The 23,571-nt window shown below is 41.6% G+C and carries 17 protein-coding genes; 15 read left to right on the top strand and 2 right to left on the bottom strand.

All coding sequences use genetic code 11. The features are described 5' to 3' along the window. The first annotated feature begins 1 nt into the window (after position 1). The 14 genes from DQW11_RS02595 to DQW11_RS02530 all read left to right on the top strand — a co-directional run bounded on the left by DQW11_RS02595 (position 2) and on the right by DQW11_RS02530 (position 18,803). Positions 2-439, top strand: coding sequence for a Cif family virulence factor (locus tag DQW11_RS02595; RefSeq protein WP_113922440.1), 438 nt, complete (start codon positions 2-4; stop codon positions 437-439). A 7-nt stretch (positions 440-446) separates the two neighbouring features. After that, positions 447-1,220 (top strand): hypothetical protein, encoded by a 774-nt coding sequence (locus DQW11_RS02590; RefSeq protein WP_113922439.1) that lies wholly within the window; start codon positions 447-449, stop codon positions 1,218-1,220. A 3-nt stretch (positions 1,221-1,223) separates the two neighbouring features. After that, entirely contained in the window at positions 1,224-2,000 is a 777-nt protein-coding gene (locus DQW11_RS02585) for a hypothetical protein (RefSeq protein WP_113922438.1), read from the top strand. A gap of 190 nt (positions 2,001-2,190) precedes the next feature. After that, on the top strand, positions 2,191-2,808 hold the full coding sequence (locus DQW11_RS02580) for a helix-turn-helix transcriptional regulator (RefSeq protein WP_113922437.1): 618 nt from the start codon (positions 2,191-2,193) through the stop codon (positions 2,806-2,808). Positions 2,809-2,963: 155 nt separating this feature from the next. Then, complete coding sequence (locus tag DQW11_RS02575; protein ID WP_157966006.1) at positions 2,964-7,190, top strand: HYR domain-containing protein; 4,227 nt, start codon at positions 2,964-2,966, stop codon at positions 7,188-7,190. A gap of 260 nt (positions 7,191-7,450) precedes the next feature. Then, complete coding sequence (locus DQW11_RS02570) at positions 7,451-8,887, top strand: LamG-like jellyroll fold domain-containing protein (protein WP_113922435.1); 1,437 nt, start codon at positions 7,451-7,453, stop codon at positions 8,885-8,887. Positions 8,888-9,180: 293 nt separating this feature from the next. Next, a complete protein-coding gene (locus DQW11_RS02565) occupies positions 9,181-10,431 on the top strand; it encodes a fibrobacter succinogenes major paralogous domain-containing protein (RefSeq protein WP_113922434.1) in 1,251 nt (416 codons plus the stop codon). A 262-nt stretch (positions 10,432-10,693) separates the two neighbouring features. Then, entirely contained in the window at positions 10,694-11,548 is an 855-nt protein-coding gene (locus DQW11_RS02560; protein WP_157966005.1) for a fibrobacter succinogenes major paralogous domain-containing protein, read from the top strand. A 16-nt stretch (positions 11,549-11,564) separates the two neighbouring features. Next, a complete protein-coding gene (locus DQW11_RS02555) occupies positions 11,565-12,683 on the top strand; it encodes an FISUMP domain-containing protein (protein ID WP_113922432.1) in 1,119 nt (372 codons plus the stop codon). 22 nt (positions 12,684-12,705) lie between these two features. Continuing rightward, complete coding sequence (locus DQW11_RS02550) at positions 12,706-13,815, top strand: fibrobacter succinogenes major paralogous domain-containing protein (RefSeq protein ID WP_157966004.1); 1,110 nt, start codon at positions 12,706-12,708, stop codon at positions 13,813-13,815. A gap of 295 nt (positions 13,816-14,110) precedes the next feature. Further along, on the top strand, positions 14,111-14,587 hold the full coding sequence (locus tag DQW11_RS02545; RefSeq protein WP_113922430.1) for a (2Fe-2S)-binding protein: 477 nt from the start codon (positions 14,111-14,113) through the stop codon (positions 14,585-14,587). Between the two features lie 11 nt (positions 14,588-14,598). After that, positions 14,599-16,824 (top strand): xanthine dehydrogenase family protein molybdopterin-binding subunit, encoded by a 2,226-nt coding sequence (locus tag DQW11_RS02540; RefSeq protein WP_113922429.1) that lies wholly within the window; start codon positions 14,599-14,601, stop codon positions 16,822-16,824. Between the two features lie 59 nt (positions 16,825-16,883). Then, the gene (locus DQW11_RS02535) at positions 16,884-17,075 is read left to right on the top strand and encodes a hypothetical protein (RefSeq protein ID WP_113922428.1); all 192 of its coding nucleotides are present in this window, start codon (positions 16,884-16,886) and stop codon (positions 17,073-17,075) included. Between the two features lie 36 nt (positions 17,076-17,111). Then, positions 17,112-18,803, top strand: a complete 1,692-nt coding sequence (locus tag DQW11_RS02530) for an amidase (RefSeq protein ID WP_232826659.1) — start codon at positions 17,112-17,114, stop codon at positions 18,801-18,803. Positions 18,804-18,876: 73 nt separating this feature from the next. Here the strand turns inward: DQW11_RS02530 and DQW11_RS02525 are convergent, their stop codons facing one another. After that, a complete protein-coding gene (locus DQW11_RS02525) occupies positions 18,877-20,883 on the bottom strand; it encodes a copper amine oxidase (protein WP_113922427.1) in 2,007 nt (668 codons plus the stop codon). Positions 20,884-21,399: 516 nt separating this feature from the next. Beyond that, the gene (locus tag DQW11_RS02520; RefSeq protein ID WP_113922426.1) at positions 21,400-22,503 is read right to left on the bottom strand and encodes a serine hydrolase domain-containing protein; all 1,104 of its coding nucleotides are present in this window, start codon (positions 22,501-22,503) and stop codon (positions 21,400-21,402) included. Positions 22,504-22,662: 159 nt separating this feature from the next. On the opposite strand from DQW11_RS02520, the gene cysQ reads away from it, so the two are divergent. Beyond that, positions 22,663-23,442 carry a 3'(2'),5'-bisphosphate nucleotidase CysQ gene (cysQ, locus tag DQW11_RS02515; protein ID WP_113922425.1) on the top strand — a complete coding sequence of 260 codons (780 nt, stop codon included), beginning with the start codon at positions 22,663-22,665 and terminating at the stop codon, positions 23,440-23,442. Positions 23,443-23,571: the final 129 nt, after the last annotated feature.

The following is a 23,571-nucleotide window of genomic DNA, read 5'->3' as shown; positions in this document are numbered from 1 at the left end:
TATGAAAAGAACACTTCTTTCTCTGATAGGACTTTTGTTAGTCACTTTCTCTTTTGCACAGGATGATGAAGTAGCCCAGATTCTCGCAAAACGGAAAGCTTCCAATCAGGCTATCCGGAGTTTTGATCATGAGTTGAATGCGACCTTCTCAACAGAGGATGCTTTTATTACCACCGGACTGGGAGTTTTGATTTCGGGTAAAGAAGAACAGGAAATCTACCTCAAATCCCTCAAAGGTCCGAGAATGTACTGGATCCGAACCCCTGATGAGGTTATTGTCAATCACAAAACCCAACTGGCCTGGGAGACGGGCACCTGGAAGGGATATTATGAAGACTCGGATAAACCAGAAGTAGGAGGGAAGTACTCCGCCCAATGGACCAAAGCCTCGGGGACTTGGCTGATTCATTCGCAGTTGTTTGTCACTTTGGAACAGTAGAAACCTCATGGAAGAAAAACAACTCCCCGAAACCCCTCAGGATGTTTCCAACAAAGAAGTAATCAGGTCCCTGAAAAAGAGGAACTGGAAATCCTATTTCAAAGAATTCTTTATGCTTTTTCTTGCTGTATTCTGTGGGTTTCTGGCAGAGAATTATCGGGGAAATATGGTAGAAAAGCAACAGGAAAAGCAGTTCATTCAATCTTTTATCGAAGATTTGAAATCTGATACTGCCACTATCCGGGTAGCCTTGGATTTCAGAAAATTGAAGATGATGCAAATGGACTCATTGATGCATTTGCTAAGAAATCAAACCATCAAAGGCCATGAAAATGAGCTGTATTTTTTTGGAAGAAGCCTGGTAAGAAGTGTCTGGTTTCAAAACAATGACCGAACCTTTGCCCAATTAAAAAATTCTGGTTCTCTGCGATTGATCCGAAATGAACAGGCAACAGATAGCATCATGTCATATCAAAAATTAATAGAGAAATTAATCACTAACCATGAAGATGAACGCACAGAACGGTACAATGCCTTCCCTGTACTCTCTCAAATATTTAACCCGTTTGTTTTTGATCAAATGGTGACCGCCAGTGGAATTCAAAGGCCAACTGACAATCCACCTCTTAGGTCCTATGACCCAGCCCTTCAACAAGGCCTTGCCTTTTGTATCCACCAACTTAAAGGAAGCACTTTCCTTATTGAAGTCAGGCTGGCACAATTAAATAATAAAGCAATCCAGCTGATCGCTTTGCTTACCAAAGAATATGATTTAGAGTAGGATATGGAAGAAAATCAATCAACCGAAATCGAGAAAGACCTCTCCAACAAGGATGTTATTAACTCTTTGAAAAAGAAGAACTGGAAGTCCTATTTCAAAGAATTCTTTATGCTTTTTTTGGCGGTATTCTGTGGATTCCTTGCGGAGAACTATCGGGAATCTCTAAGTGCACGAAATATTGAAAAGGAATATATCCTCTCTTTGATTGAAGACTTGAAAACGGACACGACAAATCTCAGTCTGTACATCTCTTTCCGAAAAGAAAAAAGTGTACTCATGGATTCCCTGGCGGAAATGATGCTTTCAGAAGAGCGAAGTTTAATGGGGAATCAGATTTACTTTCTTGCACGGCAGGTCTTTAATGAACAGGCATTTATCTATTCCGATGGAACCATACAGCAACTCAAAAATGCCGGAAATCTTCGGCTTTTGAGAAATAGAAAAGTTGTAAATGAATTACTTAAATATGAGAAAAAAGTAAAAGTATTGGAGGATTGGGATGAAAACGACAACAGAACCAAATCCACTTTCCGCGAAATGGGCGGGAAAGTCTTTAATTCAACGGAATTGAATAAGACCATGGATGCAAATATGAAATTCGTCATGCCTACCACCAATCCACAATTGATTACAGATGATTTTAGGATCATCAATGAGATTGCTTTCCAAATCCACTTTTTGTCCAAAATGACCAAAGGCAATAGCTTGAGGGCGGAATCCCTAAGATCTGACGCTATTGGATTATTGGAACTGATTCAAAAAGAATACAAATTAAACTGACCATGGAACAAATCCTCGGAAACGGTGATTTGAATTCCGTCAGCCCCATGTTTTTGCCACGTGCAACCAAGTAATGAAATATTTATAAAATATTATAAACCAATAATATATATACCTTCAAATCCTTGTATTTGTTAATTCATATGATAAAATTGGTATAGTGTTTTAGTGTCCGAAAATTCTTTAATTAATGAGGATAGGTCTATTTTCTGAAAGCGATTTGTTTGCATGCGGACTTCAATGTCTTCTTAAGTCCAACCTCCATTTTGAGTCCGTCAGCAGGTTTGCAAAAATCGAGGAATTGACGCAGGCACTTGAAAATGGAAGGAATTATAACCTGCTGATTTTGGATTTGGACAATATCTCCTTTGATGGTTTGGCATTTACCAGACATATTCTGATTAATCTACCTACTCAAAAAATTTTGGTATTGAGTTCAAAGTTGGATGACTCAGCCATTGAAATGTACAGAATCAATGGAGTCAAGGGATTTATTGATAAAAATTTAAGTTTTGAAGAATTACATCAGGCAGTGGATGAGTGTTTGGAAGGGAAAGTCCATTTCCCAAAGTCCAAATCATATCAGCTAAAACATTTTTTCAACAATTTTTTTAAAAGCCTGCGCGAGGACTACCTGCTTTCAGACCGTGAAATGGAAATCATGCAGTTGATTTTCAGCCAGTTTGAAACCAACGACATTGCCGAAAAACTCAATCTCAGCCCACATACCGTCCGAACCCACAGGAAAAATATTTTTAAGAAGCTCAAGATCCACAGCCTTTCAGGATTGCTTCATCTGATGCCCTAAACCAAGTCCTTTTTACTAATTAATAAGTTTCAAATACCACGTTTAGGGTATTTGATGCTGAAATTTCTTTGCTGAAATTTCCTTACCCGCAGCTAATCCGACGCACTCCCAGATTTTTTCTCCTTTCAAATTTAAAGGCCAAACCCAATCTTGCCATGAAAAAGCTATACGGATTACTCGCACTCCTTTTCTTATTGTTCCCACCATTACTCCAAGCCCAAAACCCGGGAGAGTTGGATACGAGTTTTAATCCCGGTTCGGGGATAACTAGTGGTTCTGTTTACAGCACCTACATCCAAAGTGATGGTAAAATTCTTATTGGTGGAAGTTTCACTTTTTATAATGGTTTTGATGGGACGTTTATAAGTAACATTTCAAGGCTAGATACTGATGGTAGGGCTGACCAATCCTTTAATCCTGGAACAGGAACAAATGGTCCAATCAGAACTATTGTTGTTCAATCAGATGGAAAAATCCTTATTGGGGGAGCTTTTTCGACTTTTAATGGGGTCTCAAGAAATAATATAGCCAGACTTCATCCTAATGGAAGTTTAGATACTTCCTTTAACCCGGGTATTGGTCCAAATTATGAATTAAGAAAGATCGTAGTTCAACCTGATGGAAAGATATTAATCGGTGGTTTTTTCTCATTCTACAATGGAACTCCCAGAAATTATATTGCGAGAATTAATTCTGATGGTTCTTTGGATACCTCTTATGATCCGGGTTCAGGAACAGACGGTCCTGTCTTAGCAATTTCTGTCCAAGATGATGGAAAAGTTGTGTTAGGCGGAAACTTTACTACATACAATGGATACAGCAGATCAAGGATTGCTCGTGCTAACCAAGATGGAAGCATAGATCAATCGTTTAATAATTTAGGAACAGGTTTCAATAATACTGTTTGGGTAGTTGTTATTCAAACTAATGGAAAAATATTAGTTGGTGGAGATTTTACATGGTACGATCCTGGGTATCCAATAACTATTGATGATGCTCGGGTAAATATTGCAAGACTAAATTCAGATGGAAGTCTTGACACAGACTTTCATTTTGGAAATCAGATTGAGCCAAAATCATCCGTTTTTTCTATATCAATTCAAGATGATGAAAAGGTAATTATCGGAGGTTCATTTTTTAGCAAAGAGTTTAGCAGAATCATCCGTTTAAATTCTGATGGGAGTCTAGACTCTTCCTTTTTAAATGGCGGAACTGATGGAATTGTTTGGACTACAGCATTACAAACGGACAGTAATATTATAATTGCAGGTGAATTTAATTATTGTAATTCTGTAGTTAGACGAAAAATCGCAAGGTTATTTGGAGTTTCGGATACTATACCACCGATTCCAGACTTAGAGCCTTTGGCAGATATCAATACCCAATTCCAAATAAATTTTGAAGATCTCACAATCCCCACAGCCACCGATAATGTAGACGGCGTAATTTATGGCACTACGAATGAAAAGTTTTTTCCTATCCTAAATCAAGGTACAACCACAATCACTTGGACATACACAGATAGAGCAGGGAATACCAGTTCCCAAACTCAAAATATCATCATTCATGATACCGAGATTCCGGTAATTGGGACGGTTGAAGATATTAACAAGATACTTGATGTCGGTGTATGCGAAGCAAACCTGAATTTTCAGGGAGGTGATCTTATCCTTTGGAATAAATTAGGTTCCCAAGAGGAGGTTACAAACAGTGCCTATGGTCCGGATTTATTACCGGGTTCAGGGATGCTGTTTGAAGAAGGGGAATATGGTAATGGATTATATGTTCCTATGGTTCAGGGTGTAAGGTCTGTCCATTCTCCGTATACTCCTAGAAATATTGTCCCATTGGGATCTTTTTCGATTGAATTCTGGTATAAACGAACCCATGACGATGAGCATGATGGACATTCATTTGTGTCAGGGGGCTATGAAGATAATGAAAAAGGAACTGTGGATTTTACCGCCTTAAGTGGATATGTAGGTTGGTGGTGGCTGTATGGCATTGTAAGAGGCAATGATGGGCAATTAGTTGGAAGGTATAAGTATGACTTGATTACCCAAGAAAACTGGGAGGCATTTTTTCCTAAAAATGAATGGATTCATCTGGCGTTTTCTCATGATGCAACATGGCCCGTCGGCAATAGAATAAAGATTTTTAGGAACGGAGTAGAATTAGAGGGTGTAGATGGGGAGTTTGATACCGGATACATGGGTCACGTGGGACAATATGGCGATGCTGGGTTTAGAATTGGGAACTTTGTTGCTTGGGATACTTGGGGAGCTGGTGGTGTAATGGATAATATCAAGTTGTGGAATTATCCTAAAACTGACTTTTCTGACAGGTTTGAGGAATTTTCCTCTACAGGAGATTATATAAAAACACCTGCAGTGACTGATAATGGCAGCCAAATTTCTGCAATAGGAATCAGAAGCGATGGACTGCCTTTGGATTCTCCTTATCCTGTTGGCGTTACCACCATCACATGGACAGCAGCAGATGAGGCCGGAAATGAAGCTGTTCCGGTGGTTCAGACCATTACCATCCGTGACCAAGGTATCCCTGTAATAGGAGAAGCTGGCCCAATCACCCAAGCCTCCGATGTTGGATTGTGCACCGCCATCCTCACTATAATTCCTCCTACTGTTTCGGATGATTGCGGGACTATTGTTGCACTCGGCACCCGAAGTGATGGTCTCGAATTGACTGCGCCATATCCTATTGGGACCACCACGATCACATGGACCGCAACGGATGTCTCCGGCAATATTGCCGAACCTGTCCTACAAACCATTACCGTCAATGATGAAGAAAAACCGGTAATCGGTGGAATAGAATCCGTAATTCAAGCCGCTGATCCCGGATTATGTGAAGCTCAAATCTCTATTAATCTGCCAACAGTGAGTGACAATTGCATTGCAGAGATTCCAACCGGGGTGAGGGATGATGGTCTCGAATTGACTGCGCCATATCCTGTTGGGACCACCACGATTACTTGGACCGCAATGGATATCTCCGGGAATAATGCCGAACCTGTCCTACAAACCATTACCGTCAATGATGAAGAAAAACCGGTAATCGGAGAGCAGGCCACCATTAACCAATCGAATGATATTGGTATGTGTATTGCGCTTGTTACCATTATACCTCCTTCGGCAGCAGACAATTGCAGTGTTATTGAACCTCAGGGAACCAGGAATGATGGATTGTCCCTTACCTCAGAATATCCGGTAGGCATTACAACCATTACCTGGACAGCCTCTGATGAGGCCGGAAATATAGCAGTTGAAGTCATGCAGGATGTTGTCATTACTGACACTGAGGCACCGGTTGTTCTTACCAAAAATCTTGAATTTACTATAGAGGTAGGGCAAAGCGTCACCATCACACCGCAGGATGTGGATAACGGATCCACCGATAACTGTGGCATCAATTCCCTCAGCCTGAGCAAAACAATCTTTACAGACTTGGATGAAGGGATAAATGATGTTGTCTTGACGGCGACAGATGCTGCAGCAAATACCAATTCCGCCACAGCAATAGTGACCATTGTCGTGGACAGAAGCTGTAAGGTGAGGGCAATTGCTCAGGATGTAACCCTGATTTTGGACAAGAATGGATTGGCCACATTGACTACAAGTGCTGTAAACAATGGTTCTTATTCGGAATGTATAGGTTCTAGCCTCACCATGACTTTGAGCCAATCTGTATATTCCTGTTCTGATTTGGGTCAAAAAGAAGCTGTTTTGACAGTGAGGGATAAAGATGGTAATCAGGGTACAGATTCCTTTATTGTTACAGTCATTGACAATTTGCCTCCTTCCTTTGGAAGCGTCCCTAAAACACTGAAAGTCTCAATAAATCCAAATAGCAGCTATGTGCTTCCGGATTTTACATCCCAGTATCCTGCTACTGATAATTGTATAGGGGTTTTATACACCCAAGTACCGGGTCAGGGAACAGCCTTGTCGACTGTGGGAACACATCCTGTAGTACTTACCGCTAGTGACCTAAGTGGTAATACTGTTTCCTCAACTATTAATATTGATATCAGCATCTCAAAACCAAAAGGAGGAACCAAACCTAAGTCCGCTGTCTCTGGCAGTAGAACCTTAGGTCTTGAGGAAGCAACCGAAAACTCGATATTTGTTTATCCCAATCCGGCGATATCAGAAGCAAATCTTGAGGTGAGGATTTTGAATCCTGATGACGTGATCATCAAGATGAAAGATGCCAATGGACGCGAAGTATTCACCACAAGCAGGTTCAAAGAGTCCAGTTTCACTCAGCCTTTAGATTTGAAGGGATTAAGTAAAGGGCTGTACATTATCCAGGTGCAGATCGGGTTTGAACTGATATCTAAACGTTTGGTAATTAGGTAATTCACTATAATAAAGCCACTTCCTCTGACACCGAGAGGGAGTGGTTTTTTTGTTTTTATAATCGGAAAATTTAGTTTAAAATACCACGTTTAGGGTATTGGATTTTGTTTCGTAAGGTTTGAAATTTGATCATACCAATAATTTTATTCTAGCCACGATCTGATTTTATCTTCCTAGTATCGAATACGCTTTCTTTTTCAACTCTCCATTAGCCACAGCTGATACCTTTCAAATTTTCTTAACAACCAAACTTAACCGTTATGAAAAATCTATGGATAGCAGTTGTAATGCTGCTTTTTTTTACCACCTGTACCCAGCTTGAGCCAGAGCTCACAGGAATCGGAGAGGTAAAATTTCAATCCGTTTTAGTTGATTCTTTTTCAGGGAATCTTCCCAATGGAAAAATAGCTGGGCCTTCTACCTGGAAGCATATTTTCAAAAACCCGGCGGTCATGGAAATCAAAAATAAGGTCACGGGCCAAGAATATAAATTTGACTACAACCCAAACCAATTCGGTGATGGGATCAAGTTTCCGCTCCCTTATGGTTCCTACACCTACAAGACCGGCGTTTCGGGTGGCGCTTATGAAAAATACCTTCCCTTCAAGGCAGAGGGGGAATTCAATTTGGGAGTAGCCAATTTGGAAGTCAAGATTCAGGCCACCACAGATTATGGACTGATTACGGTCAAAAATGAATATGTGAAATCGCTAGGTATAAGGAATGGCTCCGAATTGTGTGATTTCAAACTTCTTCCTGACGAGAGTTTCTATTTCATTTATGCCAAAAAAGGCCAAACAGCCAAACTGGAAATCATCGAGTCCCTTACCGATAAGCTGATCAAACGGGATATTCCCATTGCAGCCTACAACCACTACAACTTCTTCCTCAAAAAAGCCGAATTGAATGGTATGGTGAATTTTATAGAGTTGGCTTTGACAGTATTTGATTATGTGGAAGAGGGGATTGAGATAGGGGAAGGAACAGGAAATTCTGGTTTGATTTTTTGGAACAAACTAGGGTCAATTGAGGAAGTCACCAATAGTGAAGTTGGACCGGATTTGTTTCCGGGGTCTGCCATGGAATTCCAGCTAGGGAAATATGGAAAGGGAATCCACATCCCTCAAGCCAATGGAAAAAGAACTGTTCATTCTCCTTACAGCCCAAGAAACGTGATTCCATTGTGGTCTTTCGCCATCGAGTTTTGGTTTAAAAGGACTCACGATGATGAATGGGACGGGCATACTTTTTTTCATGGAGCATATGAGAATAATGGGAAAGGACAGGTGGATTTGACGGGACATAGTGGTTATGTTGGTATGTGGGCATTGTATGCCTCGGTGAGTGATAATGAAGGAAATAAAGTTGGCACGGTCACCTATAATTTACAAAACCAAGCAAATTGGGAGGCATTTTATCCTAAAAATGAATGGGTCCATCTAGCCATTTCCCATGATGCCAACTGGTCACTTGGGCAAAGGATTAAAATTTTTAGAAATGGGGTAGAATTGACAGGTTTGAAAGTAACATTTGAAACAGGGGTAATGTCCCATGTCGGCCAATTTGGGGTAGGTGGAATCAGGCTTGGCAATTTCATAGCTTGGGATAAATGGGGAGCCGGAGGTGTTATTGACAATATCAAAATTTGGGACTATCCCAAAACCGATTTCTCAGATAGAAATAATGAAGGAAATTGATAAGAGAAACCCTGTTGGTAATTATCTCATGATTTTATAAGACTACCTCCTTTGGTTTGATCCATCGGAGGTAGTTTTTCCCAATGCTAATTCTGTTTACGATTTAGTTTCAAATACCGCGTTTAGGGTATTGGATTTGGTTTTGTAAGGTTTGAAATTTGATCATACCAAAAATTTTATTCTAACCACGATCTGATTTTATCCTCCTAGTTTTGAATACGCTTTCTTTTTCAACTCTCCATTAGCCACAGCTGATACCTTTCAAATTTTCTTAGTAACCAAATGTGACCGTTATGAAAAATCTATGGATAGCAGTTGTAATGCTGCTTTTGTTGACCACCTGTACACAGCTCGAGCCAGATCTCTCCGGAATCGGAGAGGTAAAGTTCCAATCCGTTTTAGTTGATTCCTTTTCTGGAAATCTTCCCAATGGAAGGTTAGCCGGACCTTCTACTTGGAAGCATATATTCAAAAACCCGGCGGTCATGGAAATCAAAAATAAAGTCACGGGTGAGGAATTCAAGTTTGACTATAATCCCAATGAATTTGGTGAAGGAATCAAGTTTCCGCTTCCTTATGGTTCGTACACCTACAAGACCAGTGTTTCGGGAGGCGCTTTTGAAAAGTATCTGCCGTTCAAAGCGGAGGGAGAATTCAATTTGGGAGTGGCCAGTTTGGAAGTCAAGATCCAGGCGACCACAGATTACGGGTTGATTACCGTCAAGAACGAATATGTCAAATCCATTTCAATAAGGTACGGTTCGGAAACCTGTGAATTCAAGCTCCTCCCAGACAAGAGCTTTTATTTCATCTATGCCAAAAAAGGCCAAACAGCCAAACTAGAGATCATCGAATCCCTTTCCGATAAGCTGATCAAACGGGATGTTCCCATTTCGGCTTATAACCACTACAACTTCTTTCTCAAAAAAGCCGAATTGAATGGAAGCGTGAATTTTATTGAGTTGGCTTTGGGGGTGTTTGAATATGTAGACGAGGGGATTGAGATCGGGGAAAGTGATTCTGAAACCTTCTCTGATCCTAGGGATGGGCAGGTATATAAGATTGTAAAAATAGGAGATCAGGTATGGTTTGCAGAGAATTTAAATTATAATGCTGAGGGGAGTTGGTGCTATGATAGTGATTCTGAAAACTGTGAAATTTATGGTAGATTATATAGTTGGGAGGTGGGTTTAACTGCTTGTCCTGAAGGTTGGCATTTACCAAGTGAAGATGAATGGAATAATTTAATCGAATTTTTAGGTGGATATGAAATTGCTGGAGGAAAAATGAAGGCTATTTCTGGGTGGGATGAACCAAATATTGGTGCAACAAACGAAAGCGGTTTCTCTGCACTACCAGGTGGCGGCAGTAATGTCTTAACCGGAGGGGCAGGACTTTGGTGGAGTTCAACTGGGTTTGGTGTTCTTGATGCCGAGTGGTATGAAGTACCAACCTTAAGCCTATATTCTGGAACCCAAGGAGCTTATCTAAACTTAGAACGATCCCTTTATAATAGGTTTTCCTGCCGCTGTGTTAAAAATTAATCAACAATCAAATCCAAAAATAATGGAAACTCAAAAACGGTTCAGCATCCTAAACTACCTGGTAGGTTTGTTTGCATTTGGTTTGCTTTTTTCCTGCGAGCAGTTAGCTCCTGTGGAAGAGCCTGTAGCTCTATTGGAGGAATTTCAAGACCTCTCCGGATTAGCAATTGAACCGGAAGATAATCCGATGAATGCCCGCTTGATTTACACTTCGGATTGCGAGACCGATTGCATAGAACCAGGAAGTGGAAATTATTTTGCCATGAAGGATTCCAAAAGCCAAAGCTCAGGAATCAACACAAAAAAGGTTTCCTACAAGGCCTACAATACAGAAGATAAATTTGTGGTAAAGGTTAAATATGAAGTTACCTCAGGTCCGTCACAGGCAAAAGCCTCCATTGCGATCCAGATCAATGGAAAGAAAAAGGAGTTTAAAGCTGTCCCTTCTGGCTATACAGCAACATTTTCCATACCCTTGGATAAAGGATGGGAGAAATGTGATCAGGTTACTTTTTCCATTACACAAAAAGGACTTGGAACGCCTATATCATTTTCAGAAGATTACAATCTGATACCTGTTTGCAATAATTATGAAACCTTCACTGACCCAAGAGACGGGCAGGTATACAAAATTGTTAAAATAGGAGATCAAACATGGTTCGCAGAGAATTTGAATTATGATGCTGAGGGGAGTTGGTGCTACGATAATGATCCTGAAAACTGTGAAATTTATGGCAGATTATATACTTGGGAAGCGGGCTTAACTGCCTGTCCTGAAGGTTGGCATCTTCCAAGTGAAGATGAATGGGGTAAATTAGTGGATTTTTTAGGTGGATATGAAATTGCTGGAGGTAAAATGAAATCGATTTCTGGATGGGAAGAGCCGAATATTGGTGCAACGAACGAAAGCGGATTCTCTGCACTACCAGGTGGCGGCAGAAATGTTTTATTGGGAGGGGGGGGATTTTGGTGGAGTTCAACTAGGTCCCCGGTTCTTGATGCGGATTGGTATGAAGTCCCAACATTAAGTTTATATTCTGGGGCTGAGAGTGCTTTTATTATATTCGAAGAATCCCATGACTTTACAATGTTTTCCTGTCGTTGTATTAAAGATTAATTTATAAAAAAAAACAATGGAAACTCTAAAATTGAAAAGCATCCTAAACTACTTGGTGGTTTTGTTTGCATTTGGTTTGCTTTTTTCCTGCGAGCAATTAGCTCCTGTGGAAGAACCTTTAGCTGTATTGGAAGAATTTCAAGACCTCTCCGGATTCGCACTTGAAGAGGATGATGATCCAATCAATGGTAGGTTAGTATACACTTCAGATTGTGAATCTGATTGCATAGAACCTGGAAGTGGAAATTACTATGCTATAAAGGATTCCAAAAGCCAAAGCTCAGGAAACAACACAAAAAAGGTTTCCTACAAGGCCTACAATACAGAAGATAAGTTTGTGGTAAAGGTTAAATATGAGGTTACCTCGGGACCCTCTAATGCCAAAGCCTCCCTTTCGATCCAGATCAATGGAAAGAAAAAGGAGTTTAAAGCTGTTCCTTCAGGCTATACAGCAACATTTTCAATTCCTCTTGCAAAAGGATGGGATAAATGTGATCAGGTTACATTTTCCATTGTCCAAAAAGGTCTCGGGACGCCGATATCATTTTCAGAGGATTACGATTTGATACCTTTTTGTGAGGATTTTGAAACATTTACCGACCCACGTGATGGGCAGGTATACAAAATTGTAAAAATAGGTGACCAGACATGGTTTGCAGAGAATTTGAAATATGCTTCGGGCGATTGTTATGATAATCAAACCGAAAATTGCGAGAAGTATGGATATCTCTATGAGGGTGTTCCAGATTGCCCGCTTGGTTGGCATGTCCCTTACAAACAGGAATGGGAAATCCTGATTAATCACCTTGGGGGAAGCGAAGTCGCAGGAGGCAAATTGAAATCTGTAAAAGGCTGGAATGAACCAAATGTAGGCGCGACTAATGAGAGTGGGTTTTCTGGATTGCCCGGAGGTCAGAGTATGTGGGTAGTATGTTGTGAGGATGAAACTGAATTTTTTAACATTGGAAGTCGCGGAGTATGGTGGAGTTCAACAGGGTTTGTAGATGAAGAAAACCCAGAACGTTTCGGTCCTTACCTGATGTTCTTGTCAAATGGGGAGAATGCCGCGAGAATATATGGAGTCAATATTAATGAAACTATCCAGGCCTTCTCCTGCCGTTGCATCAAAGATTAATCTTAATCAAAAACTAAAAAAAATGGAAACTCAAAAACGGTTCAGCATCCTAAACTACCTGGTAGTTTTGTTTGCATTTGGTTCGCTGTTTTCCTGCGAGCAATTAGCTCCTGTGGAAGAGCCTGTAACTGTATTGGAAGAATTTCAGGACCTCTCGGGGATAGCACTTGAACCGGAAGAGGATCCAATCAATGGCAGGTTAATTTATTCTTCAGATTGTGAAACTGATTGCATAGAACCTGGCAGTGGAAATTACTTTGCCATAAGGGATTCCAAAAGCCAAAGTTCCGGAATCAACACAAAAAAGGTTTCCTACAAGGCCTACAATACAGAAGATAAGTTTGTGGTAAAGGTTAAATACGAGATTACTTCAGGACCCTCTAATGCAAAAGCCTCTATTACGATTCAGATCAAAGGAAAGAAAAAGGAATTCAAATCCGTCCCCTCGGGCTACACAGCAACATTTTCAATTCCTCTTGAGAAAGGATGGGAAAAATGTGATGAAATGACATTTTCTATTGTCCAAAAAGGGCTTGGGTCACCGATATCATTTTCAGAAGATTATGGTTTGATACCTGTTTGTGAGGATGAATATACATTCACCGATCACCGTGATGGGCAGGTTTACAAAATTGTTAGGATAGGGAATCAGGTTTGGTTTGCAGAGAATCTGAATTACGTAATGGAGGAAAGTTGGTGTTGGGGCGATATTCCTGACTACTGTGAGCGTTATGGACGATTGTACAGATGGGAATCAGCGAATAATGCGTGTCCCCAAGGCTGGCGTTTGCCAACCGTGTATGACTGGTATCAATTAAGAGATTTTCTTGGAGGCGAAGATTTGGCAGGTGGCAAATTAAAATCAGTTAACGGCTGGTATCCCCCAAATATCGGCGCAACCAATGAGACGGGGTTTTCTGCATTACCTGCCGGATTGAGAGACAACAGGGATGGTGGATTCTATAATATTTACTCATATTCGGATTTCTGGTCTTCGACCCTAGATGGGGTTTCTGATGAAGGCGATAGACTCAACAATTATGCAGGGCTTTCTTTTGACAATTCAAAGTTATTTATCAATAGTATTCCTACAGATTTTTTGTCTCTACCGTGCCGATGTATAAAAGAGTAATCGATCAAATAAAATCAAAAACATTAAAACTCCCTTTTAAGCGTAGACTTCCTCTACGCTTTTTTTTTCTGGAATTGTAATTCTGATTCCATACTGGAATTTTTATTATTGGAAGGTTGTCCGTAACTTTTTGTTGGACGCCTACTTCAGGCTAAGTCATTGCACTTTTACTTCATTAGAAACCAAAAAAACATAAAGCTCACCTTTCCTTTTGCAGAAATTATCCTCTAGGAACAGGAAGACCTTTGATTTCTAATAAAATTCCGATATTGATAAAAAATCAAAACCCTGAATCATGACCAGTTTGACGATTAATGGAAAGGAATACAAAGTAAATGCTTCTGAAGGGATACCTTTACTTTGGGTGATCCGCGAACAGTGCGGATTGACCGGTACAAAGTTCGGATGCGGCATTGCCCAATGTGGTGCATGTACGGTTCACTTGGATGGCCAACCTGTTCGTTCTTGCGTCACACCGGCGGTTTCGGCAGAAGGGAAAAACATCACTACCATTGAAGGGATTGCTCCTGATAAAAACACACTTCATGTCGTGCAGCAAGCTTGGATTGAAGAACAGACGCCACAATGCGGCTATTGCCAATCCGGGCAAATCATGTCAGCGGTAGCCCTATTGAATGAAAATCCCTCTCCAAGCGATGAGGAAATCGATGCCGCCATGTCCGGGAACATTTGCCGCTGCGGCATGTATGGACGCATAAAGTCTGCCATTAAGCGCGCTTCAGCAACTCTTCAATCCTCCTCCGCACTCTAAAAAATATAGCTATGAAAAAATGGACTAGACGAGCATTTATAGGAGCTGGAGTATTGGCAGGCGGGACCTTGGTGATTGGAATAGCCATCCGACCTGGAAACCGTTCCTCAAAAGTAGCAGGATTGATAGCTTCAGAAGGAGAAACTGTCATGAATGTTTGGCTTAAAATCGCTCCGGATAATACGGTCACGGCAATCATTCCACATGCCGAAATGGGGCAGGGCGTGCATACCGCCTTGGCGATGATGCTCGCTGATGAAATGGATGCTGATTGGTCAAAAGTAAAGTTTCAGGAAGCTCCCGCTGATAAAGAATATGCGAATTTCACCTTGTTAAAAGGTTTTGTTGCAGGTAACGCAACTTTCCCAAAGTTTATGGAAGGAACGATCGATGGGGTTTTCCTCACTGCCGTCAAATCCCTGAATTTCCAGATTACAGGTGGAAGTGCTTCGGTGAGATTTACCGGTCAGCAAGCCATGCGGATCGCAGGCGCTGCAGCCAAATCCATGCTGATGCAGGCCGCTGCAGATACATGGAAAGTGCCGATGGAGGAACTTACCGCCAAAAATAGCATCATCAATCATCCGAGTAGCCAGCGCAGTTCCACTTTTGCGGAGCTCGCGCCTGCAGCAGTCAAGGTCAATATACCCACTCAACCAAAGCTAAAATCACCCGAAGAATTTACCCTCATGGGGACTTCCCAGCCACGATTTGATATCCCGGCCAAGGTGACCGGGGAAGCCAAGTTTGGAATGGATGTGCAGGTACCAGGAATGAAATATGCCACGATCAAGGCAGCCCCGGTTTTTGGAAGTAAAGTGAAATCGGTGAATACCACGGTTTCCTCTGGTCAACAGGGAGTAAAGAAGATTTTAAACTTAGGCGATGCTGTGGCTGTCATTGCGGATGGTTTTTGGCAGGCAAAAATTACATTAGATGCACTTCCCATAGAATTTGAAACCACAGAAAATAGTGGCCTGAATCAGGAAGAAATCATGGACCGCTACCGCAAGGCCATGGATATTGATTTGGCAGAGGGAAATCTGGATACACATTTCAAAGACGGAGACGCAATAACCGCATTGGAACAGGCTGCTATCCTTGTCGAGGCAGAATACCAACTTCCGTTTTTGGCCCACGCCACCATGGAACCCATGAACTGCACAGCATGGGTGCACGATGGAAAATGTGAGCTCTGGTGTGGAAGCCAAAACCCCCTTGGAGTCAGGGCGGCCGCTGCAGAACTCCTTGAAATAGATATCGATCAGGTGACAGTCCACAATCAACTCTTGGGCGGAGGATTTGGAAGACGCTCCGAGACTGATGTGATGAAGCAGGCGATCCTGATCGCCAAGGAAGTTGACTACCCGGTCAAATTAATCTGGTCCAGAGAAGAAGATACACAGCACGATGTCTATCGGGAGGCGACCATCAGTCGGATGAAGGCAGGCTTGGATCAATCGGGACTTCCCATTGCTTATGCCCATCAGTTTATCTTCAAGCATCATCCTCCGGAGGCTGCGGATATTCCATATTCTATTCCCAATCAGTTGATTCAGTATTCCAGCCCTGGTTCCCATGTGCCTTGGGGAAACTGGCGAAGTGTGGACCATTCGACGCATGGTTTTTTGACAGAATCCTTCATAGATGAAATAGCCCATGCGGCAAAGCAGGATCCTTTTGCCTACAGAAAGAGCCTGACAAAGGACAATTCAAGGTTTCAACGTGTCCTGGACTTGGTTTACGAAAAGTCCAATTGGGGAACACCCCTTCCTGCCAATTGGGGCAGAGGCATAGCAATTGCCCAATCTTTTGGTTCCATTGTGGCTGAAGTTGCAGAAGTGGAAGTCGGCATTGACGGAAAGGTGAAAGTGCACCGGGTGGTTTGTGCAGTTGATCCGGGTTTTGCCATTCACCCGAATGGATTCATTGCCCAAATGGAAAGTGGAATAATCTACGGATTGGCCGCTGCCATGACCGGAGAAATTACCATCGAAAACGGTGCAGTGGCACAAGGTAACTTCCATAATTATCCCGTCACCCGAATGAATGAGGCGCCAAAGATTGAAACCCATATCATCAATTCCGGAAATCCTCCCGGAGGAGGGGGAGAACCAAGCACTCCGGTCATCGCGCCGGCCGTGACCAATGCCATCTTTGATGCTACCGGAATCCGCATCCGACAATTTCCAATTTCCAAAAACGATCTGCGGGCATCGATCCGTCCGACGACTTGATACAAACTCTTTGCATCAATAGGGTCAGTTTATTTTATAAAACCATAAAAATTAAAAGCATGGGACTATTTTGGAATCTTATCCAACAAAGCCAAATCTCTGATCAAAAAGGCAGGGCCGAAACTTTAGAAGCGAGGGTCGCTTTCTTAGAATATGAACTTCAGAGGACAAAATCTCTTTTGATCAACACCTTAAAGATTCTCGAGGAGCAAAGTGGAAAAGACATCGATGGAGATGGAAAGCTGGGATGAGCGTGGTTCTATTTTATCGTTAAAAAAAAACTCGCTATGATCTCTTTCTTCCGCAAAATTCGCCAAAAACTTCATTCCCAAAATCGGTTCACCCAATATCTCGTCTATGCCATGGGAGAAATTTTATTGGTTACCATCGGGATTTTGAAGGACTTTCAGATCATCAGCCGAAATGAAGGGCGGAAAAGATTCTTTCATTTCAATTTCCCCAAAAAAATCAGAATTTGGATAATTGTACTATTTTCCTTCTTTGGATGTGATACCCAAAATAGGGAATACATTGACCCTAAAGAACTTACCATCTCTGATATCCATGCGGCATACCAAAGTGGGAAATTCAATAGCCAAGAATTGGTACAGGCATATTTGGATAGGATAGGAGAGATGGACAAGGATATCAACTCTATCAGCATGATCAACCCAAATGCTTTGGTGTTGGCCAAGGCATTGGATGAGGAATTTCAACAAACAAAAACTTTGCGTCCGCTTCACGGCATCCCACTTATTGTCAAGGATAATATCAATACCAAAGGTTTGCCTACCACAGCTGGTTCCCTGGCTTTGCAGGATTTTTATCCGGAGGAAGATGCCTTTATCATCAACAAACTGGTGGCAGCAGGAGCAATTGTCATCGCCAAATCCAACATGGCCGAATGGGCATTCAGTCCCATGCATTCTGAAAGTTCCACAGTGGGGATTACCAGAAATCCTTATAATCTCGACCATGTTCCGGCTGGTTCAAGTGGCGGTACAGGTGCCTCCATTGCTTCCAATTTTGGGACTATTGGCTTGGGAACAGATACCGGCAATTCTATCAGGGGACCTTCCTCCCACAATGCATTGGTTGGTTTCCGGACAACCTTGGGATTGGTAAGCAGAGAAGGAATAGTGCCGCTCTTCCTCAGAAATGACGTGGTAGGCCCCATGTGCAGAACAGTGGAAGATGCAGTGAAGGTATTGGAAGTCATTGCCGGTTACGATCCAAAAGACTCCTTAACACTGTATTCGGAAGGAAAAATCCCCTCCAATTACATCCAATATTTAGACAAGGAAGGACTGACAGGCGCAAGAATAGGGGTATTGAGAAACCTGGTTGATGACAATCCTGATGATGAAGTTTATGCTCTTTTCGAAAAAGCATTATCCGATATGGAAGAACAAGGGGCTGAAATCATTGAAAATGTGGAAATAGCCGATTTCGAAAAGCTCAGTGAGGATCAATGGTGTCCGACCTTTCGCATGGACTTGGTGGATTTTTTCAAAACTTATGTAAAAAGAGATACCCTTCATTCTTTAGAGGATATCATTCGCATCGGCACAAAATCAGGCTTTTCAAGATCAAGTATGGAGTACATGGCGACCAACTCCCTCCGCGAAGGAAATCCTGCCATTCCATGTGGAGATGCCTATACAGATATCCGGAGAATGGCATTTAGGGAAGCCATCGAGAAGAAAATGGATGAACTGCAATTGGATGCTTTGGTATATCCATCATGGAACAACAAACCTGCCAGGATAGCCTTTTTTGAAGAAGAATATAAAGGCGATAACAATCAGATTATATCTCCCCATACCGGGCAACCAGCCTTCACTGTTCCCATGGGATTTACTTCCGAAAATCTTCCGGCAGGAATACAGTTTTTGGGAAGGATGTTTGATGAAGGAGTATTGATCAAACTGAGCTATTCCTATGAACAGGCAACCAAACACCGCAAAAGTCCCAATTAATTCCATGGCTAATCCAAAGCCAATGGAAAAATGACTTTACCCTACTAAAACCCTGATTTGACTACTTCATTCCTTATTTAGAATTGCCTGCTGTAGGCAATTTAACCGGGGGCATTCCTAAAACCGGGTTTTTTGACATAAAGCCAAAGGGCATTAAAGTAATCGAAACCGTATGCTGATTCATGATTGGCCATTCCTCAGGCCGCACGATGTGATTGACTCCGGAAACATACCATACGACCACATCGGTATTATCAATATTTCTGTTTTGCTGTGTCCATTTGGGCAATCCTTCATTTTTCTGGTTGCTGACAGGAAAATCCCCCGTAGGATACATTTCATCTGACTTATAGGGAGTTGTCCAAAAATGATGGTAAAGCGCCCCGGCACGGTTGTAAAGCGAAGAACCAACTTCCGCCAAAGGCACAACACCGGGACTTGGCATGAGCATGTAGGAAGACATGTGGTTGAATTTATTCTTTACATGATGGTTCATGACCATCCACATCCTGCTGCTCGCAGCGTTTGCCATCCGTTTGGCCTCAAGCTCCTTCTTAAACATATCCATTTTCCCAATAATGGAATTTCCATAGGGATTGTCGGGTCCTTTAGGAACTGCAACCATGTTCATTTCCCCTACGGAATTGTGCTGTCCGTCAATATCGAGATCTAGCCTAAAAATGAAAAAGTGCTGGTGGTTGTTCGCTTCCACGTGCGGTTCGACGATTGTTCCAAAATAATGTCCCTGATAAGTCTCGTCAGCACTTCCCGGATCATCAGTTACACGCTCCACAACACGGATATGCGCAATGCCATTGAGTTCGGTAACGATTACTATGGTACCGTCTTCTTTGAATGTCCATTTAAATCCATAATCATAATTCCCTGCAGTGATGTAATACTTGATAGCGAGATCAGTCGCGCGCCTGGCATGGTTTTGATGCCTCCATAAAACTCCTCCAAATTCTTCAAAAACAGCAATAGCACTATCAGAAAGGATGGGCGTAGCAAAATCATTATGCAATACAGCAGGTAGATAGGTGGCGTTTTCCGGGGCATCAGCACCATAAGTGAGTGGCCTGGCTTTGGTCTGAAACAACCTGAATTCTCCCACATCAAAATAATTGTTGGAGGCATTCAACAAGTCCGGAGAACCATAATTCACGATCATTTCGGCAAGTCCGCCCCGATACATAATATAACGCCACTTCTTTTGCTCTTGGTCAAAGTAGTGCAGGTCATGGATTACCAAACCTTCCCTACTGTGAACGCTGAATCTGAATTTCCAAAGGGGAGAAATGACCTGATTTCCTTCAATTCGATAATTGACCCCTTCAGGCTGGGTTATCAGCACCTGTTTAGGAGCAGTCATGTCAATTTTGATGGAATCTCCCTCGAAATAGCCCACTTTTACAGGCTCTGACCAACCCCCTCCGGTATCCACTACCTTTAAGATTTTTTTGTCGGTAATATCCACATAGGCGTAGATTCCTCCAATCGGCATTTTATTGAACTGTTTATTTTTGTAAACAGGAGAAATTATAAGTTCCCGATTTCCAATCGGTGCCAATCCAAGATCAGCGGCAAAATTTCCAAAACTAGCTTTTACCGAATCGGGATTTACACCCCTTTTGGTAAGGGCAGCTATCCATTCTGAATTATTTTTTACAATCTCGGAAGCGACAGAATCTGCCTTAAAAGCACCTGTAGGTTGTTTTCCTTCTATCTTTTCGAAGGAAAGCAATTTTTGTTGCTTCAAGTCAATAATAGCTTTTCCCAAGGCATTTGCAGGATAATCATACACATAAGCAAATGCTTCACGCCTGAAATCATCTCCGGGTTTGTGGGCTAATACCTCACTTTTGGGTGGTTCCAGTAAGTTGATGATACTGTATAAGCTACTGCTGTCATTTCTGACCTTATTTTCTTTCAACAATACTTGTTTGACAATCTTGATCTCATTGGTGTCAAGCGGGTCTAAGGGATGCCTAAACTGCATGACGGTAGACTGAGAAAATAATTTCCCACTGATGAGAAGGAAAAGGCAAAATGTAAGATAAATGGAGGATTTATTTCTCATTTGATTGATGTTTTCGATTGGATTGGCTTTGTCTAATGAAAGTTAAATTAGTGACTTTATTTTAATTAATTCAAAATGGAAAAATATAATTTGTCGAATCAGTGAATTATCTACCTTATATTTTTAATTTGAATATTCGCTGGGAAACTTTTTAATGAGTTTGGGACAATAAATGCATTCATTCGTCCCTGTTTGAGTTACTTTGGACACAATTCAGGATGTGAATTTGCCTGTCAAATTTTCAACAAATGAAATGAGTAGGATTGGGTATTACTTTGGATTATCAATACCATACGGATAAAAAAAATAGGCAATACAAATAGTGATTCTCTATCCTAATATTTTGAAAAAAGTGTGGGGTAAGAGCACTCATATGATCTAGGAGTACGGGATGATGAATATTCGGAAGAAAAAGGATTTGAATATATACTGCCTTACAAGTAGACTTACTTAAATTGGAGAAGCGCAATCTCCGAAAGGGTTTTGAACTTATTATTTATCAAATGTTCTAATTTTCTACCACTCTTTAAAAGCCTCCACAGCACTTTCTACCAATTCGCTGTTGGCTTCATGGTAATTGTTATTCAACAGAATCAGGGTTTTGTTTTGGTCAATAAACCTCATGATCAGGGTTTTGTATCCCGGATTGTCGCCTGTGTGTGAAACGATCTTTCCAAAATACTCATCCTGACTCAGGTCCCATCCATAGCCATATTGACTCAAAGTACAATCATTCAATGCTTGTGGAGAAAAGGCTGATTTCAAGGTTTTGTCACTGACCAAAGTGCCGTTGTATAATGCCTGATCCCAAAGCAACAGATCCTGCGCAGTGCTGCTGATTCTTCCCGGACCTTTTCTGTTTCCCAGCCAAACAGTGTAGTCTGAGTCATGGAATTTGTTGGCATTCACATAATCCCCGTTTTTGTCTTTGAGATGGCCTGCGGCAAAGTTGTTGACGTTGGCTTTTTCTTCCAATGTTCTGATATCTGTGTTTTTCATTCCCAAAGGCTCGAAAATCCATTCTCTAGAAAGTTCGATAAAATCCCGTCCTGTTACTTTTTCCACTATGCTTGCGAGGAAAACGTATGCCGTATTGCTGTATTCATATTTTTCACTTGGCATGGAGAGCATTGGAGGGTGGTATTTGCGCAGGTATTCCAATATATCTTCATTATCGGCTACTTTACTTTTGTCCCAATGCTTGTCCATGACCGCCTGATAATCCGGCAAGCCATTGGTATGGGAAAGCAGTTCCTTTATGGTGATTCCTTTGTAAGGGATATCGAGGTACTTATCAGCATAATCGAAATAATCCAAAAGCCCTTTTTCAGCACACATCATCACCAACATGGCGGTGAATTGCTTGGAAACAGAGGCCAATTCAAATACATCTGTTGGCAAAAGAGGGATTTTTTGCTCGTAATACCGAAACCCGGATACTTTTTCAAATACCACTTTCCCATCTACTGCCATCAACAAGACTCCTGAAAAACCTTTGGATTCGGCGACTGTGAAGGCTTTTTCGACCTCTGAAACCTGGGCCAATACAGCCGTAGAAAACCAGGTGACATTTCCGCATAAAAACAATAAAAGAAAAAGCTTGATAGATTTAAAGTTCATGGTTTAAAGTCTTTGAATTGAACAAATTGAAAGAAGTTTGAAGCATTCAAAATAAGCATAAAACATTTAAATCAAACTAAGTCTCGGTGAAGAGTAATTTTTTTGATAGGAAAGCCATTTTTTGTTGTTACTTTAAAAATCCGAGAAAAATTTTCACGCATGACCATTCAAAAAACCTACCTTCAAGTATTGACCGAATTGGCAAAAACTGCCTCAAAGAAAGCAGGGGAGAAGATTTTGGGGATTTACCAATCAGAGGAAATAGGATTGACTTTTAAGGGGGACCAATCTCCCCTGACTTTGGCGGATCAGGCTGCCCACGATGAGATCGTTATCCATTTGGCCCAAACTGGTTTGCCTATATTGTCTGAAGAGGGAAGTTCAGTGCCTTATGAAATCAGAAAAGAATGGGAATATTTTTGGTTGGTGGACCCATTGGATGGTACCAAGGAATTTGTCAAAAGGAATGGAGAATTTACAGTCAATATCGCTTTGATCTATCAAGGGTCTCCGGTTATGGGTGTGGTTTATGCTCCGGTTTTGGATTGGATGTATTGGGGAAACGGCGAAATCGGTGCCTGGAAACAGGAAGGAAAAGAAGAACCAAAAAAATTAAATGAAGTGACCGATGCTACCGTCAAAACCATTGTTGCAAGCCGGTCACATATGAATCCGGAAACGGCCGATTTTATCGCAAAATACCCTCAGGTGGAAGTCGTCAGCATGGGATCCTCGATCAAGTTTATGCTTGTGGCAGAAAATAAGGCGCAACTTTATCCAAGGTTTGGACCTACCATGGAGTGGGATACAGCAGCGGCACATGCTATTGTAAAATCAATGGGGGGGAAGGTTTTAACGATGAAGGGAAAGGCTTCCCTGACATACAATAAACCAGATTTGCTGAATCCGGATTTCTTGGTTAAGTGTTTTAGTGGATGATGATTTGCTATATTTTTTTGATTTGCCTTAATTCTATTTTTTGATTGGGTGAAAACTTCCAATGCCCGTTAAATCGCTCCTCAGGCCCATTTGACCTATGATAATACATTATTGGCAAAAAAGCAGATA

It is taken from the genome of Cognataquiflexum aquatile, assembly GCF_003316845.1.
Taxonomy (GTDB): domain Bacteria; phylum Bacteroidota; class Bacteroidia; order Cytophagales; family Cyclobacteriaceae; genus Cognataquiflexum; species Cognataquiflexum aquatile.
This window is presented reverse-complemented; position numbering and strand designations above follow the sequence as displayed.